Source organism: Flagellimonas sp. 2504JD4-2 (assembly GCF_053642935.1).
Genome location: NZ_JBSIOV010000001.1, coordinates 331357 through 347152, shown reverse-complemented (window position 1 = coordinate 347152; position 15796 = coordinate 331357). Strand labels below are relative to the sequence as shown.

At 39.2% G+C, this 15796-nt stretch carries 20 protein-coding genes and 1 tRNA gene; 17 read left to right on the top strand and 4 right to left on the bottom strand.

Annotated elements, in window-relative coordinates; genetic code table 11:
- From ACULLH_RS01645 to ACULLH_RS01635, 3 genes are all read left to right on the top strand, one after another.
- A complete protein-coding gene (locus tag ACULLH_RS01645) occupies window positions 1-951 on the top strand; it encodes a PorP/SprF family type IX secretion system membrane protein (RefSeq protein WP_454086983.1) in 951 nt (316 codons plus the stop codon).
- A 39-nt stretch (window positions 952-990) separates the two neighbouring features.
- Window positions 991-1350 carry a dihydroneopterin aldolase gene (gene folB / locus ACULLH_RS01640; RefSeq protein ID WP_454086982.1) on the top strand — a complete coding sequence of 120 codons (360 nt, stop codon included), beginning with the start codon at window positions 991-993 and terminating at the stop codon, window positions 1348-1350.
- A 49-nt stretch (window positions 1351-1399) separates the two neighbouring features.
- A tRNA-Cys gene (locus ACULLH_RS01635) sits at window positions 1400-1473 on the top strand.
- A gap of 12 nt (window positions 1474-1485) precedes the next feature.
- Here the strand turns inward: ACULLH_RS01635 and ACULLH_RS01630 are convergent.
- The 3 genes from ACULLH_RS01630 to rnr are packed head-to-tail and all read right to left on the bottom strand — an operon-like array spanning window position 1486 to window position 5077.
- The gene (locus ACULLH_RS01630) at window positions 1486-2160 is read right to left on the bottom strand and encodes a LysE family translocator (protein WP_454086981.1); all 675 of its coding nucleotides are present in this window, start codon (window positions 2158-2160) and stop codon (window positions 1486-1488) included.
- A 3-nt stretch (window positions 2161-2163) separates the two neighbouring features.
- Complete coding sequence (locus ACULLH_RS01625; protein ID WP_454086980.1) at window positions 2164-2844, bottom strand: head GIN domain-containing protein; 681 nt, start codon at window positions 2842-2844, stop codon at window positions 2164-2166.
- A 34-nt stretch (window positions 2845-2878) separates the two neighbouring features.
- On the bottom strand, window positions 2879-5077 hold the full coding sequence (gene rnr / locus ACULLH_RS01620) for a ribonuclease R (RefSeq protein WP_454086979.1): 2199 nt from the start codon (window positions 5075-5077) through the stop codon (window positions 2879-2881).
- A gap of 595 nt (window positions 5078-5672) precedes the next feature.
- Here rnr and rpiB point away from each other — a divergent pair.
- The 14 genes from rpiB (at window position 5673) to ACULLH_RS01550 (ending at window position 14477) form a co-directional block, all read left to right on the top strand.
- Complete coding sequence (gene rpiB / locus ACULLH_RS01615) at window positions 5673-6104, top strand: ribose 5-phosphate isomerase B (protein ID WP_454086978.1); 432 nt, start codon at window positions 5673-5675, stop codon at window positions 6102-6104.
- A gap of 8 nt (window positions 6105-6112) precedes the next feature.
- Window positions 6113-7030: a cation diffusion facilitator family transporter gene (locus tag ACULLH_RS01610; RefSeq protein ID WP_454086977.1), complete on the top strand. Its 918-nt coding sequence runs from the start codon at window positions 6113-6115 to the stop codon at window positions 7028-7030.
- On the top strand, window positions 7030-7473 hold the full coding sequence (locus ACULLH_RS01605) for a GNAT family N-acetyltransferase (RefSeq protein WP_454086976.1): 444 nt from the start codon (window positions 7030-7032) through the stop codon (window positions 7471-7473). The genes ACULLH_RS01610 and ACULLH_RS01605 overlap by 1 nt, the downstream gene beginning before the upstream one ends.
- A 34-nt stretch (window positions 7474-7507) precedes the next feature.
- On the top strand, window positions 7508-8080 hold the full coding sequence (locus ACULLH_RS01600) for a GNAT family N-acetyltransferase (RefSeq protein ID WP_454086975.1): 573 nt from the start codon (window positions 7508-7510) through the stop codon (window positions 8078-8080).
- Window positions 8077-8499, top strand: coding sequence for an SRPBCC family protein (locus ACULLH_RS01595; RefSeq protein ID WP_454086974.1), 423 nt, complete (start codon window positions 8077-8079; stop codon window positions 8497-8499). Before ACULLH_RS01600 ends, ACULLH_RS01595 begins: the two co-directional genes overlap by 4 nt.
- A 124-nt stretch (window positions 8500-8623) precedes the next feature.
- A complete protein-coding gene (locus ACULLH_RS01590; protein ID WP_454086973.1) occupies window positions 8624-9520 on the top strand; it encodes a carboxypeptidase-like regulatory domain-containing protein in 897 nt (298 codons plus the stop codon).
- Between the two features lie 4 nt (window positions 9521-9524).
- On the top strand, window positions 9525-10040 hold the full coding sequence (locus ACULLH_RS01585; RefSeq protein ID WP_454086972.1) for a hypothetical protein: 516 nt from the start codon (window positions 9525-9527) through the stop codon (window positions 10038-10040).
- Between the two features lie 80 nt (window positions 10041-10120).
- Entirely contained in the window at window positions 10121-10564 is a 444-nt protein-coding gene (locus ACULLH_RS01580; RefSeq protein ID WP_454086971.1) for a hypothetical protein, read from the top strand.
- Between the two features lie 33 nt (window positions 10565-10597).
- The gene (locus ACULLH_RS01575) at window positions 10598-11008 is read left to right on the top strand and encodes a DUF5071 domain-containing protein (RefSeq protein WP_454086970.1); all 411 of its coding nucleotides are present in this window, start codon (window positions 10598-10600) and stop codon (window positions 11006-11008) included.
- Window positions 11009-11026: 18 nt separating this feature from the next.
- On the top strand, window positions 11027-11317 hold the full coding sequence (locus ACULLH_RS01570) for a hypothetical protein (RefSeq protein ID WP_454086969.1): 291 nt from the start codon (window positions 11027-11029) through the stop codon (window positions 11315-11317).
- A gap of 27 nt (window positions 11318-11344) precedes the next feature.
- Window positions 11345-12178 carry a DUF4261 domain-containing protein gene (locus ACULLH_RS01565; RefSeq protein ID WP_454086968.1) on the top strand — a complete coding sequence of 278 codons (834 nt, stop codon included), beginning with the start codon at window positions 11345-11347 and terminating at the stop codon, window positions 12176-12178.
- Between the two features lie 68 nt (window positions 12179-12246).
- A complete protein-coding gene (locus tag ACULLH_RS01560; protein WP_454086967.1) occupies window positions 12247-12981 on the top strand; it encodes a hypothetical protein in 735 nt (244 codons plus the stop codon).
- A gap of 141 nt (window positions 12982-13122) precedes the next feature.
- Window positions 13123-13335, top strand: coding sequence for a hypothetical protein (locus ACULLH_RS01555; protein ID WP_454086966.1), 213 nt, complete (start codon window positions 13123-13125; stop codon window positions 13333-13335).
- Window positions 13332-14477 carry an FAD-dependent monooxygenase gene (locus tag ACULLH_RS01550; protein WP_454086965.1) on the top strand — a complete coding sequence of 382 codons (1146 nt, stop codon included), beginning with the start codon at window positions 13332-13334 and terminating at the stop codon, window positions 14475-14477. The genes ACULLH_RS01555 and ACULLH_RS01550 overlap by 4 nt, the downstream gene beginning before the upstream one ends.
- Before the next feature lie 19 nt (window positions 14478-14496).
- Here the strand turns inward: ACULLH_RS01550 and dcm are convergent, their stop codons facing one another.
- Window positions 14497-15738: a DNA (cytosine-5-)-methyltransferase gene (dcm, locus tag ACULLH_RS01545; RefSeq protein WP_454086964.1), complete on the bottom strand. Its 1242-nt coding sequence runs from the start codon at window positions 15736-15738 to the stop codon at window positions 14497-14499.
- Between the last annotated feature and the right edge of the window lie 58 nt (window positions 15739-15796).

The window sequence follows — 15796 nt, the reverse complement described above, 5'->3', positions numbered from 1 at the left end:
ATGTTGAAAAAAAGTTGTTCTTTATTTTTTCTGATACTCTTGGCTTTTGGAGCTAGGGCCCAAGAGTTGACCATACCACAGTTGTCGCAATATATCGCGGACAACCCCTTTTTGATGTCCCCGACCTATGCGGGTATTGGGGATCATATCAAAGTTCGACTGAACGGGCTGACACAATGGGTGGGTATAGAAGATGCTCCTGATACCCAAACCTTGGCTGCCGATGCTCGAATTGGCAATCGTTCAGGTCTTGGAATGCTTATGTATAACGATAGTAATGGTGAAACCAAGCAAAGAGGGGCTCGGGTTTCCTTTGCCCACCACCTTACATTGAATCGCTATGATGATATTTTCCTTTCTTTTGGGATTTCATATAATTTCAACCAGTTTAGGATAGATGTTGAGAACTTTACGGATTTTAATGGTCAGCGGCCAACGGATGATAAGGCAACTACCAATCATAATTTTGATTTAGGTGTTTTATATCGCTATGATAAGTTTTTCATTAGCTTAAATGCTTCCAACATCCTACCTAAGAACCTGGAACAATTCAATCCGGTTTTTGAGCCCAATACCCTTCGTAATTATTACGCCTATGCCGGTTATAGCATTTCAAAAAGTAAAAACAGTAAATTGGAAATAGAACCTTCCGTGTTTTTCCAATGGTTTGAAAGTGACGGCCGATCCGTCACCGACTTAAACGCAAAATTCCGTTTTCACGATTTTGAGGATTACTATTACATCGGTGCCACATATCGTTTTTTAAATGACCAATTGGGTAAACCGCTTTATATTGCCCCCATTGCCGGCTTGAAAAAAAGTAATTTCTACTTCGGGTACTCTTATCAAGTCATCACCAACGAAATTTTAGGTTACAGTACCGGTACCCATGTATTGACTGTAGGTATGGACCTATTTCAAGGGATAAGCAACTGTAGGTGCATGTATTAATTTGGTTTGGATTATTTTTGCCCCACTTAACTTTGGTTCGTGGGAAAAATAACGATAAAGAACATTAGGGTACACTCCAATCATGGATGTTTAAAAGAAGAAATGCTCATTGGCAGCGATTATCGGGTAGATCTTGATGTATATGCAGACCTTTCTCAACCTTCCAAATCCGATAAGCTACAGGAAACTGTTGATTACGTTCATTTAAATAGCATAGTTCAAGAAGAAATGGCCATACGTTCCAATCTTTTGGAACATGTATCGCAACGTATTATTGATCGTATTTTATTGGAACTACCATCAGTAAATGAAGTTCAGGTTAGGGTTGCAAAAATCAATCCTCCAATCGGTGGAGATGTAGAAAGTGTTGCTGTTTCATTAAAGCACCAAAGACCTTAATACTGCTTTTGGGTAAGCTAAAAAAAGTAGTACATTTGCACCCTGAAATGGCATCGTGGCCGAGTGGCTAGGCACAGCTCTGCAAAAGCTTGTACAGCGGTTCGAATCCGCTCGATGCCTCCAAAAACCCAGCATTTATGTTGGGTTTTTTTGTTCGCTGATACGTTCTATTCCATCCTTGATGTTAAACTTTTCCTTGGGTAGAAAGCCCTTTGTGATCAGAACGATACCACAAACCATCAAAACAACACCCAATCCTTTTTTAATCAGAACGATACGCTCTTGTGTCAAATATTTTTTTAGTTGCTTCGCAAGCAATATTTTAAACAAGTCAGTAATAAAATAAACCAAAATAACAGAGCTAAAGAAAATCAAAATGCGGTTCGGGGTGTTTTCAAGACTTGGTCCTACAATTACAATCAGTCCTAACCAAAAGACCAAGACCCCAATATTTATAAAATTCAACAAAAAGCCCTTAACCATAAGCCCTAAATAAGTTCCTTTTGAAGCTTTTATATTTTCTTTTTTTGAAGCTTTTTTTACAAAGATCACAATCCCATATACCAACAAAATCATGCCTCCGAAAACAAAAAGACCAGGTTGATTGCTGAGGTTTTCCAACAATTGAAAACTACTAAAATAAGCAATCAGCAAAAACACTATATCTGCAACGATAACACCTATATTAAAGCTCAAGCCCGCCCTAAACCCTTTGGTGGCACTAGTTTCAAGCAACACAAAAAACACCGGGCCTATCATAAAACTCAATAGAAACCCTAGAGGAATCGCCGCTTGTATATCATCAATCATATGTTACTCCACCCTTTTTATTTTACCGCCAAACACCTTCTTTTCATCCATCTTCTGCGGATCACCATACACCAATACTTCTCCTCCGGCCTTTACATTCGCTTTTACATAATTGGTCGCGTAGATTTCCGCATTACCTCCGGCATTCACCGTGATTGTGGTGAATTTAGTTTTAAATGCTTTCCCGTTGTAGGCTCCACCTGTATTTATTATCACATCCTGATTATCCGAAAAACCAGTCACCTCAATTTCACCTCCGGTAACCGTTTTCACTAAAAGTTGTTCGGTTTGGCATTGCAATAACAGCTCCCCACCTTCTTGTGCTCGAATATCCAAAACGTCCTGGACAAAAATCTCTTCAGACGCAATTCGGGCATCCTCGTTCACGTCGATAACTTTTAATTCTTCCGTAAAATAAAGGTCAATAAAGGTTCTGTAACCACTGAATATTTTATCAATTTCCATTCGAATCTTCAGCACGCCGTTATTATTAACAATGGCAACTTTTTTAGTATTGGCGCCGGTGATCACCGCCTTGTTCGTATCCGATTTAACAAGGTTGATGGAAATACCATCAAAACCTTTTACTTCAGTAAAATTTTCAAGTTCGTGGGTTATTTTTTCACTTTGCGCATTCAGCATCTGAAAGCAAAGAAAAACTACAAAAATTCGTGTTGTTTTCATTGGTTATTAATTGACCCTCAATCGATAACAAATTCTATTCCAAAGTAACCGCATCTTTTTTTCCTATTAACGAAAAATCAAGATGCCGCTTTACCAAATCCGTATCCTTGACCATAACGTAAACCTCATCGCCCAATTGGTACATCCGATTGTATCGTTCGCCAATAATTGCGAATTGTCGTTCGTCAAAGGTGTAATAATCATCCCTAATATCGCGAATCCTTACCATACCTTCGCATTTGTTTTCGATAATTTCGACGTAAATACCCCATTCGGTAACTCCAGAAATTACTCCCAAGAACTTTTTATCCCTGTGGTCTTCCATAAACTTTATCTGCATGTATTTTACAGAATCTCGCTCCGCATTTGCGGCCAGCAGCTCCATGTCTGAAGAATGTTTACACTTTTCTTCATAAATGGCGGCTTTAGGTTGTTTGCCACCATCCAAATAATGTTGTAATAATCTATGGACCATTACATCGGGATATCTTCGAATGGGAGACGTAAAATGGGTATAATATTCAAATCCCAAACCATAATGGCCGATGTTTTCTGTAGTGTAGATTGCCTTGCTCATACTTCGAATAGCCAAAGTATCTACCAAGTTTTGTTCTTTCTTACCCTTAACATCCTCCAGAAGCTTGTTTAGAGAACTATTAATGCTCTTTCTGTCCCGAAGGTTGATACTATGTCCAAATCTGGAAATAACCCCGTTCAAAGCAATTAATTTCTCTTCATCGGGCTCGTCATGTATCCGGTAAACGAAAGTCTTTTTCTGCTTGCCGATAAACTCAGCAACTTTCTTGTTGGCCAACAACATAAACTCTTCGATAAGCTTGTTCGCATCTTTGGCTTCCTTGAAATAAACACCTTCTGGTTCATTTTTTGCATTCAAATTGAACCTAACCTCTATTTTATCAAAAGAAATGGCGCCCTCATCCATACGTTGACCACGCATAATCTTCGCAAGTCTATCAAAGGTCAAGGTCGCCTCTACTATTTCATCAGAAACCGTATAACTTCCCTTTCGTATTGATATTTCTTTTGGGATCGTTGCCTCTCCGGTTTCAATAATATATTGCGCTTCTTCGTAAGCAAAGCGCTCATTGGAATTGATAACGGTTCGCCCAAACCATTGATCCACAAGATTTGCTTTTTCATCCATCTGAAAAATGGCGGAAAAGGTATATTTCTCCTCATTGGGTCGCAGGGAACATGCGTTGTTTGACAGAATCTCCGGTAACATGGGCACCACTCTATCCACTAAATAGACCGATGTAGCCCTTTCATAGGCTTCATCCTCCAAAATGGTATTCTCTTGCAGGTAATGGGACACATCCGCGATATGAACACCCACTTCATAATTCCCATTTTCCAATTTTTGAAAAGATAGGGCATCATCAAAATCCTTCGCATCCTTGGGATCTATGGTAAAGGTCAACACTTCTCGCATATCCCTTCTTTTGGCAATTTCGGATTCCTTTATCGAGGTATCCAGAGTTTGCGCAAACTGTTCCACTTCGTACGGAAATTCATAAGGAAGGCCATATTCGGCTAAAATCGAATGTATTTCGGTATTGTGCTCACCAGGCTTTCCGAGAATTTGAGTTACCGACCCATAAGGGGAGTCGGCATCAGCTGGCCAATCGCCAAGTTCTACCAAAACCTTGTCTCCATCCTCTGCTTTCTTAAGCTTTTCAATTGGGACAAAAATATCGGTATACATCTTTGGGTCGGAAGGCCGAACAAAGGCAAAAGTCTTCTGCTTGTCAACAATCCCCACATAAGAGGTTTTTCGTCGCTCCAAGACCTTTGAAATTTCCCCTTCCTGTTTTTTTCCATTTCTTCTTGGTTTTAAAAAAACCTCTACGCTATCTCCATGAAAGGCCCTGTTCAATTTGTTGTATGGAACAAACACATCGTCATCCAAATCATCAATGACCACGTAAGCATTTCCACTCATGGTCACATCAATTTTTCCCGTAAAATACGTATGTAGTGAAGGTTTTTTCTTAAACCTTCCACGTTCTACCTCTAAAATTCTATCACTTGCCTTGAGTTGCCCCAAACGTTTGATTAGATCATTCCTGTCCTTGGTCTCTTTAATCCCAAGTTTAGACGCAATCTGTTTATAATTAAAAGATTTGGAAGGTTCTTTTTCAAGTACTGTAAAAATGCCTTTTGTTATCTCATTCTTCCGTTGACTTCTGGCTCTCTTCTTTTTCTTAGACATTTATTATTAATTATTTGGCGAAAAATACGAATTAATATCCGTGACTAGGTCAACTATAGATTATCCTTTAAGACCAAGTACATTATTAACAACATATAGTTTTATAATCTTTTCTTCTTTTTTAAATAATATTAAAATGATGATAATGATTGCTTGTTGAAAACAGGGATAAATTTTTGATTAAAAACTTGTGTTGAACAAAAAGAAGGTTTTATCCACAATTTTTCAATCCAAAAGAAGATTCTAAATCAGGAATTTAGATGTTTTATGCACTTCGTTTAATAAGTGTTGTCAACATCAAATTATTGAAAATTAAATATGGATTCAATGTTAACTAAGCCGGATAATCTTTTGATTGAAGTTGATTAATTTTTAATCGATTTCCATGTCACTGTATAAAAATTATCCGCATTACTATAATAACTCAAAAAATCAAAATTTAGTTTATCCAACTTGTAAAGAAATGATCAACAATCCATAGAAATTTGTAAGTAACTGATACTAAGTTTTATCCAACTTTCTGCTGATTCTTATCAACATTGCTCCATGAAAAGTATTGTACCTTTGTAAAACCAATTATATCAAATCCGAACAGATGAAAATAGCAATAGGCAATGACCATGCCGGAACCGATTACAAGCTCGCCATTATGGGATTGTTGAAATCCAAAGGCATAGAGGTGACCAATTATGGTACCGATGGTACGGACAGTGTAGATTATCCCGATTTTGTGCACCCAGTGGCCAAAGATGTGGATGAGGGGAATGTGGACATGGGAATTGTTGTCTGCGGAAGCGGCAACGGTGCCAACATGACCACAAATAAGCATCAAAAAGTGCGGAGTGCCTTGTGTTGGAACAAAGAAATTACAGCCCTGGCCCGAGAACATAACGATGCCAATATTTTGAGTCTCCCAGCACGTTTTATCGCGTTACCCCAAGCATTGGAAATGGTAGAAACATTTTTGAACACCGAATTTGAAGGTGGTCGGCACGAAAGAAGGGTAGAAAAGATTGCCTGCAGATAAAAAAATCTATGGGACACCACCATCACCATGGACACCAGCATTCCCATAACGATTTAAAGGGAAGAAACCTTCTCATATCCATTGTTCTTAACATCGCCATTACCGTTTCCCAGGTAATAGGAGGTATAATTTCGGGCAGTCTTGCCCTGTTATCCGATGCACTCCACAATTTCACGGATGTACTTTCCTTGATCATTAGCTATGTAGCATCGTTATTGGGACGTAAAAAAGCGTCCAAACATAAAACCTTCGGTTATAAACGCGCAGAAATCTTGGCCGCGTTTATAAATGCGGCAACATTGGTGGTTGTGGCGATCATTTTAATGATAGAAGCGGTAGAAAGGCTATTTGAACCCCAAGAGATAGGCTCCAATTTGGTCATTTGGTTGTCATTGATAGCGCTTCTTGGTAACGGATTCAGTGTGTTGTTGTTGAAAAAGGACTCCGAGGATAACATGAATATGAAATCGGCCTATTTGCATCTTCTAACAGATATGATGGCATCCGTTGCAGTTTTGGTAGGAGGTCTCTTGATGAAATATTTCCAGATATATTGGGTAGATGCGGCTTTAACAATGGCCATTGGGATTTACTTGATTTACATGGGCTATGATTTACTAAAGGAGTCCACAAAGGTATTGATGCTTTTTACTCCATCCACGATAGAAATCAAGGATATTGTGGAGTCCATTTGCACATTGGAACCGGTAAAAAATGTACACCATGTACATATTTGGCAATTGAACGAAGAGGAAATTCATTTGGAGGCACATATCGATTTTAAAGAGGACATCAAACTTTCGGAATTTGATAAGATCCTGGTGGATATAGAGGAACATGTATACCACAAACACGGCATCAACCATGTGAACATTCAGCCGGAGTTCGATAAATGCGATTCTAAATCCGTAATAGTTCAAGATTGATGGAGATATCAACAAAAACCTTTGATGAACTTTCAAATAAGGAACTGTACCAAATTTTACAGTTACGGAGCGAAGTTTTTGTAGTGGAGCAGGACTGTGTGTACCAAGATGTAGATGGCAAGGATGAAAAAGCTTTGCACGTTATCGGGACCAAAAATGAAAAAGTAGTCGCCTATACCCGTGTTTTTAAACCAGGGGATTATTTTAAAAACACCAGTATAGGAAGGGTAGTGGTCGCCAAGGAAGAACGAAAATACGGTTATGGCAAATTGATCATGCAAGCCTCTGTTGATGAAATTGGCAAAAGATTTCCAAAAAGCGCCGTTGAACTTTCTGCACAAACCTACCTTTTAAAGTTTTATAACGAATTGGGTTTTGTTGCCCAGGGTGAAGAATATTTGGAGGATGGTATTCCGCACATCCGCATGGTGAAAGAGAGATAAAAACAATATGTAACTTTAGGGCAAGTTGCATAATGTGGATAAGCCCTCCATGAACATCGAACTACAGACCGAAAGATTGCTGATCAGTCCAATAACTTTGGATGATTTGGAAAAAATCCACGAGCTGCACTCGTTGCCGGAAACGGATGAATTCAACACCCTTGGCATTCCAAAAAACATGGAAGAGACAAAAGCGATAATTACGGGGTGGATTGAGAAAAACAACTCAGGACAGAACACAAATTTTACCCTTAAAATTGAACAAGCTGAAAGCAATGACTTTGTTGGCCTTATCGCCTTGAACTTAGGCATGCCCAAGTTTAAGATTGCTGAGGTGTGGTATAAATTACATTCCAATTTTTGGAACAAGGGTTACGCTACGGAATCCCTGAACCGAGTTTTGGAATTTGGGTTCGGTGAACTAGGCCTCCATCGCATTGAAGCAGGCTGTGCCGTGGAAAATTTGGGTAGTATCCGGGTCTTGGAAAAGGCAAGAATGATTAGGGAAGGCCGAAAAAGAAAGGTCCTCCCGCTTAAAAATGGGTGGTCTGATAATTTTCATTATGCGATTTTGGCAACGGACATGAAGATGAATGCAGACAGATGAAAACAATTACATGGAAGCTACATCTAAAGTCAAGCCCGAAAACGGTTTTTGAGTTACTTTCCACTTCCGAAGGCAGGGCAAAGTTTTGGGCCGAAGAAGCGCAGGAAAAAAACAACGTAATCCATTTTGTTTTCCCCAATGGTCAAACCTATGATGGTAAAATCTTGGAACGACTACCTGACCAGAAATTTTACCTGGATTATTTTGATAGCCTGGTTAAATTCCACCTAGAACCCTCGACCAAGGGAGGAACGGACCTTACTTTGATCAACGAAAATGTGGCAGAAGATGAGTTTGTTGAGGTACATGCGGGATGGGTCTCCGTGCTGATGAACCTAAAGGCCGCCGCTGACTTTCAGTGCGATTTACGAAACCATGACCCCAATAAGACCTGGGACCAAGGGTATTTGGATAATTAGGGGTTGTCAGCTGGCTGGAATAATATTTCATTTTTCACTAACCCAAACATCCATTTCACTCATTCTTACTTTTTTTAACTTTAAAAGAATGGAAACTTTGGTCTGAACAATTGACCAAACCGTTTTGAAAAGCCTCATATTCATATCTTTCGTTTTAATTTTTGATTTGGCCTTGGGGCAAACAACAGACTATACAGGTGTAGTCTTTGCCAAAAGTGACAAAACACCCTTGCCAGGAACAATTGTAGTGGTCAAAGGCACCAAAATAGGGACACAAACAGACTTTGACGGAAATTTTAAAATTAGCGTTCCGGATTCTTTGAACACACTCACCATTTCATACATTGGATTTAAAAACCAAGAGGTAAAATTAGATGAACAGCGGTCGCTGGAAATCTTTCTCAAAGAAGATTGTAACATTTGTTTTTTTGATTATCAAGATATTGGTTTTTATGCCATGAGTGGGGCATTAAACAACTCCGTAGGGAGTCAGGTGTACTTTTCGACACCCGCTATGTTTGGTGGCACCACTTTAAAAACACATGTGACTTACCAAACCAATCTCAAGGAAAACAGGTTTTTAAATTCTTCCATTGGTTTGGTCCATTTATTTATGGATTGCGGCTTTGATATGGATTTAAAAGCATCCCTCAGAAATCTAAACCACAACAATAATATAGATGTGCAGAGTTATAGTTTTGAAAGCAGCATAAATATAAGAGGGCTAAAGCTTGTGGCCGGATTCAGCAACGTAGATTATGTGGAGTTGGATAAAAACAAAATGGTTAGATCAAAGGGGCCGCGGGTCGGATTTGGCAAATGGCTCCATGATCCTTTCTATGCCGAACTTAATGCAACAATGAGTGTTTATAGAAATGTAAGCGAATATCAAGTAGAACTAAAACGCAATTTTAAACGATTATCAACTTTTATCAGATATTATAAAATAGGGGGTTTTAATGAAATAAGTTTGGGTATTGGCTATCAATTCAACTATTATCTAAGAAAAAGAGAAAAATAAAAAGATGAAGAGAACCGCATTATTTCTGATTGTCATTATTCCATTTTTGGCGCAAGCGCAATCAAACCCATTTGATGAATTAAAATACGACAAAGTTATTGCCTATGAATTCCAGGGGAACGGCGAGCTATTAATTGAAAGATGTCTTAAGGAGGAAAGCAAAAAAATCAGCAACGAAAAAACACTTACACACAAGCAAATAAGACAACTTGAAAATATCCTTACAGCCAAAACAGGGTATGGCAATAGTACCATGTCTTGTTTTGACCCTCACTTTGCAGTGGTTTACTATTTGAACAAAAAAATAGTTGGCTCCATAAATATTTGTTTGGATTGCAATTATCTTATCTCTTCGGAAAAAATTCCGGCTACAGAATTAAAAATGATTAAGATTTCGGATGAATATTCTTATCCCGCAAAAGGATTTAGCAAAAACACACGAAAAGAAATTCATAATTATATCGAAGCGCTTGGCTTTACTAAATATCTAAGACCACTGACATCATATCTTGATGAATAAAACTTCCAACCCAAATAATTGCTTACTTTGGTTTTGAACTTCATCAAAAGAACAAGAAAGACCTTCGAAGACAATTTTAAGTGAGTCATATTTTGGACATAAAGGTTAATTGGAAAAAAAGTATTCCCTACTTTCTTGATGCGATAATAGAGATTGGTCTTGGTGTTACTTTTTTGATTACGAACAGAGATGATCCCCTTTTGTATTGGTTGGGTTTGTTTTTAATACTGTTTGGAGTGGTTCAGCTAGTACGAAAAATCAAGACTTTTCATATTTCAAAATCACATTTAATCGTTAAGAGACCCTTGCTGCCTTTAAAGATTACAGAAGTGAGTTTTGAACTTCAAAAAATTAAGCTCGTTGAGCTTAAAAAGATAGTCAGACTCGGACCGCACATCAAAATAATTGGTAAAATCAACGGAAAAGATGGCGGCTTTATGCTGACTTTGGACAAGAGGACCATCGACCTTTTTGAAAAAGAACTAAAAGGTTTAGGGGTGGCTGTAAAACGCAAAGACATTTAAGCTCAGACGACCCAAATCTTTTCATCTCCAAAAATGAAAGAACTAATTCCAAAAAACAAAGGAGATATTGAAACAGCCAATAAATTGAAAAATTACTCCTATCAGGAAGTAAAAGAAATAATACCTGAATTATTGGAATGGATTCAAGATTTAAATTGGCCTGTTGCCAAGCCCGTTGCAGATTATTTAACATCAATTTCTGAGCATTTGACGAATGACATCATAGCCGTTTTGAGGGGCACAGATGAAGTATGGAAGTATTGGTGTATAACTATTTTCGGAATTCACACAAATAAATCAATAGACCCTATGTTAATACAAGAATTCGAACGCATTGCAAATCACCCAACTGAAAATGAAATTCTAGAAGAAGTTCACGAATTGGCGCAGGAAACAGTAAATTTTAAAAGAGCCAATAAAACGGATTTAAGTGGCCATAATTGAGGAGATAGAGAGAAAGCAATGAAGCATGTTGCAACGTATCAAATTCATAATACTTTCAAAATTACGGGAAGGGGAATTGTTTTTACAGGATATATCCTTGATGGTGAATTTTTTCTTGGAAACACCATTAGGTTTGAGTTTAATGGACAAACACTGGAAAGAAGAATAAACGGAATTGATAATGGAATGAGAGTGGGTGAGGGCTATCCAAACGTCGGAGTAATGATTGAAACCCTGAGTGAAGCAGAAATTGAGGATTTGAGGAATTGGAATCCAAATAGGATGGAAGCAAAAATTTATGCGGACTAACGAAAAGGAACACTAAATTTAGAGTAAATGCCAAAAAGACTAATAACCATATCATTTATAATTCTCTCAATGGGCCTTTTCAGTTTTTTAAAAAAAGATAAACCTGAAGAAAAAAAATCAGGTTCTGCAATCCTAGGAATGGTGTTGCTCGAAGAAGTCAATTCGCTTAATATTCCAAACGTCATTACCGAGTTGGAAGATCAATGGGGTTTAGAGGTAAACAACGAAAGCGGAAGCAACGAAGAAACCGCAATAATTGAAATAAACGGCTATAGAATCGCTATTGGAATTATTCCAGCACCAATACCCACGGATGAGGCGGTTATCGCGGCAGAATATAATCTCTTTTGGGAAAATGGGGCCGAAATTGTAAAAACACACAAAGGGCATATTATTTTGTCCATCATGAACGCCGGAGAAAACCCTGTCAAGGAGAACATGCTTTATAGTAAAGTGGCAAGTGCAGTTTTAAACAATAGCAAATCAATTGGAATTTATATGGGTAGCAGGTCGTTGGCCATTGAAAAGGAGTTTTATATAACTCAGGCAAGGGCAATGAACGAGGAGGATTTACCGCTGTACATTTGGATATACTTTGGTTTAAGACAGGAAAAAGAAAAGCAATCCATTTATACTTATGGTTTAAAGGAATTTGGAAAGAAAGAACTGGAAATACTGAACTCTGATCATAGTCTGGGAGAACTCAGTGAAATGATGTTCAATCTAGCCCATTATGTTATCGGCTATAATGTGGAATTGAAACATGGGGAAACTATTGGGATATCAGCTGAACAAAAATTAAAAATAACGGAGTCTAAAGGGGTGTTCTTGGATGGGAGTACGCTAAAGGTTGACTATTGAACCGGGTAATGATTGTTCGATTTTAGTAATCTAAAACGAATTCAGGTTAGCAAACATAGAGGACATCAATGTTCTGGAACAAAAAGAAAAAACTGCCAATTACCGAAGAGGACAAAACTTGGGTTGACGAAGACCTGAACTGGTTGCGTAGAGAATTTGGCGAAGAACACTTTTTGGAAATACAAACAGTAACTCCAACCAGGGATTTTTATGAGAGAACTTTTGATGGAACTGAAAAGGATGCTGAATTCATACTCGAACGGACCATGGAGTTGATGGATATTCGAGGCACTGAAATAAAGCTCGAATTCTTTTCTGACCAAACCATTGAAATGGCAGATGGAACAATTTTGACAACTCCAGCAGACATACACGGAAGTTGGGAGAGCGCAAGTGGCACTTACCGGAAAACAGAAAAAGAAACAATTATTTCAATAGAGAGGGGGCAACTAAGCAACCCTGTTTCATTAATTGCGACGATTTCACATGAGTTGGCACATCAAATTCTTTTGGGAGAAAGTAGGATAGAAGAAAATGATGAGTATTTAACGGATTTGACAGCCATCACCTATGGGTTCGGCATTTTTATAGGCAATTCACGTTTTCAGTACTCGGCTTCAGGGTTTGGTTGGCAATCCAGCGGACAAGGGTATTTGCCGGAACAAATAATTGCATATGCCATGGCACGGTTATCAAAACAACGGAATGAGGACGCCAATTATACCCAGTTTTTGGATAAATCCCTTAAAAAATATTTTGACCAGAGCTATTCTTGGTTGCTGGAAAATGAGAATGCGCAATGAACGGTAAAATAGCAGTCAATAAGTTAAAAATTTTGACTTTGCCGGTCTTATCTATTGTGCAAATGCGAAGGTTATCGAAACTATAAAAGAAGAATCTAATAGTAAGATCTTGGACTAACACTGACATCAGTTCTTGCTTTGATGTATAAATTGGATGGTGCGGTTTTTTACAACGAAATGAAAATGGAGGCTATGCCTTCAAATCGCAGAAAAATCACACAATGTTTGAGCTTAAAGGGCAAAAAAGCCGCTAACTTTGTTGAGGGCATTAAGATGTTCGAAACAAGCGCCCCCCAAGGGCTTTCCAAACTGGCCGAAGCCATTGAATTGGGGCACAAGAAAACACTCAAATGAAATACGCCATAATCGGTGCTGGAATAGGAGGTTTGACAACGGCACTTGCCTTTGAGAAAAAAGGGATTGACTATCAAATTTTTGAAAGGGCTCCGCAATTGACCGAAGTAGGTGCTGGTATTTGGCTTGCACCAAATGCGCTGCAGGTTTTGGAAGCATTGGAAGTGCTGGATGAGGTCAAAAAGAAGGGCAATCCCATAGACCGGATAACACTTGGCAAATCAGATATGACCCCACTGTCCGATAATTTTCAGGATATTATAAAAGATAAGTTTGGGTACTCCACTATAGCGATTCACCGTGCCGACCTTCAGCAGTTATTGTTTGAAAAAATACCTCCACAAAAAATTCATTTGGGCAGATCTTTTAGGTCCTTTCAGCAGTTACAAAACGGAAAGATCCAAGTCCTTTTTGAGGATGACACTTCGCATGAAACGGATTATTTGATAGGGGCGGATGGAATATATTCAAAAGTCAGGAAGCAGCTTTTTCCCAAAAGTAAAACAAGGTATTCCGGCCAAACCTGTTGGCGGGGCGTAGCTGAAATGGAACTGGAAAGTCAATATCAAAACAATGGAATGGAGTTATGGGGAAAGCAGATTCGATTTGGAATTTCGAAAATAGCCGAGAACAAAGTCTATTGGTTTGCCGTAGCATTGGACAAGCCAAACCAGAAAGATGAAAAGGGAACGACCAAGCAAAAACTGTTGACGATGTTCCACAGCTTTCACCCATTGATAAAACAATTGATTTCTGTGACTCCGACCGAGAAGATTCTTCGCAGCGATGTTATGGATTTGGCCCCCCTGGCCGATTGGCACAAAGACAATGTTTGTCTCGTCGGCGACGCCGGTCACGCCACAACCCCTAACATGGGGCAGGGCGGAGCCCAGGCCATTGAGGATGCTTATTATCTAAGTAATATCATTGCAAATGACCCCAACAACAACGCATTCGAGCTATTTCAACAGAAACGACAACCCAAGGTGAATTCCATCGTAAAACAGTCCTGGGCCACGGGTAAAATGGCCCATTGGAAATACGGAAGGGGCCTTAGGAACTTTCTGCTAAAACACACACCTAAAAAATTCATTGAAAAAAAGACATTTGAAATGTATACCGTTGAGAAACCGGTATTTTAAACAAACTTCTTTGGACAGCTTAGTTCTGAAGCTGCTTTTCAAGGGCATCGATTTGCTGGAACAGGGCGTTGCCCATTTGTTCCACAACACCCACCACAAGTGCGTTGCCCATAAAAAATGCTCTTTTGGTGTTGGAGATGCCATCCAATTTGGTGTGATTATCAGGAAACATGTTCAACCGCTCCAATTCGATGGGAGAAAGTCTTCGTAATCCTGTTGAGGTTTGGACGACATGCTTAAACCGCGAAGGGGACTTTCCGCCCTCACCGGTTATGATTGTTCTGGAAGGTTGATCAAGTGCATCGGGAAAAACCATGCTTCCTTCGCTATAATTGTATGCAAAACCCTCCTTGGTCCTACGAATCTCTTTTTTGGCACCTTTTAGGTACTCCCATTTGGGAATATCCGAATCAGCAATGCGAAATTCAGGATTTTCAAAATCTTCCAAGATATCGGAAAGTACCTCACGAGGCCCATAATAGTTGGGAATGGTCTTTAGGGTGTGTACTTCGTTGTCAACAGAGATGCCCGAATTTAAAAAAGGAGAAAGTCCCTGCTCCAAATTGAACGAACTGGAAAGGGAAACCAAATCCTTTTCTAAGGAAAAAGAGGAGATTGCGGTTTGCTTTTGTACAGGAAAAGAAGATGCAAACGTCCCTTCGGTCAAAATCCAATTTGAGGGCGATGTTGTACTGAGTTTTTCGTAGAGGGGGGTCGATTTATGATATCCCAGAAAAAAAACGCGCCTTCGGCGCTGAGGCATTCCATACTCGGCTGCGTTGATTACCCGCCATTCCACCACATAGCCCAAGTCATTGAGACTTTTGAGCATTACCGCGAAATCCCGTCCTCGCTGTGCGGAAGGCGATTTTAGCAAGCGATCCACATTTTCAAAAAACAAGTATTTGGGTTTGTTTTCCTTTTCAGAAAGGATACGGTGGATGGACCACCATAGAACGCCTTTTTTGCCAATAAGCCCCTTTGAGTTTTTTAAGGTCGTGGCCACAGAATAATCTTGACAAGGAAATCCGCCTACCAGCATATCATGGTCTGGGATTTCGGAAGTTGGCACTTCCTCTATGCTTGTGTTGGAATGGTTTTCCGAGCCAAACCGGGCTTCGTAGACCATGGAGGCATGTTGGGTTTTTGTGGACGGTTCCCACTGGTTGCTCCAGACCACCTCATAGTTTCCTGTGCCCTCCAATCCTAATCGAAAACCACCTACTCCGGCAAAAAGTTCACAAACCTTGAGTTTCTGCATATCCAAAAATAGACCATTCTATCGGATTATGATCTGGCGATTTTCAATGAAAGAAGAC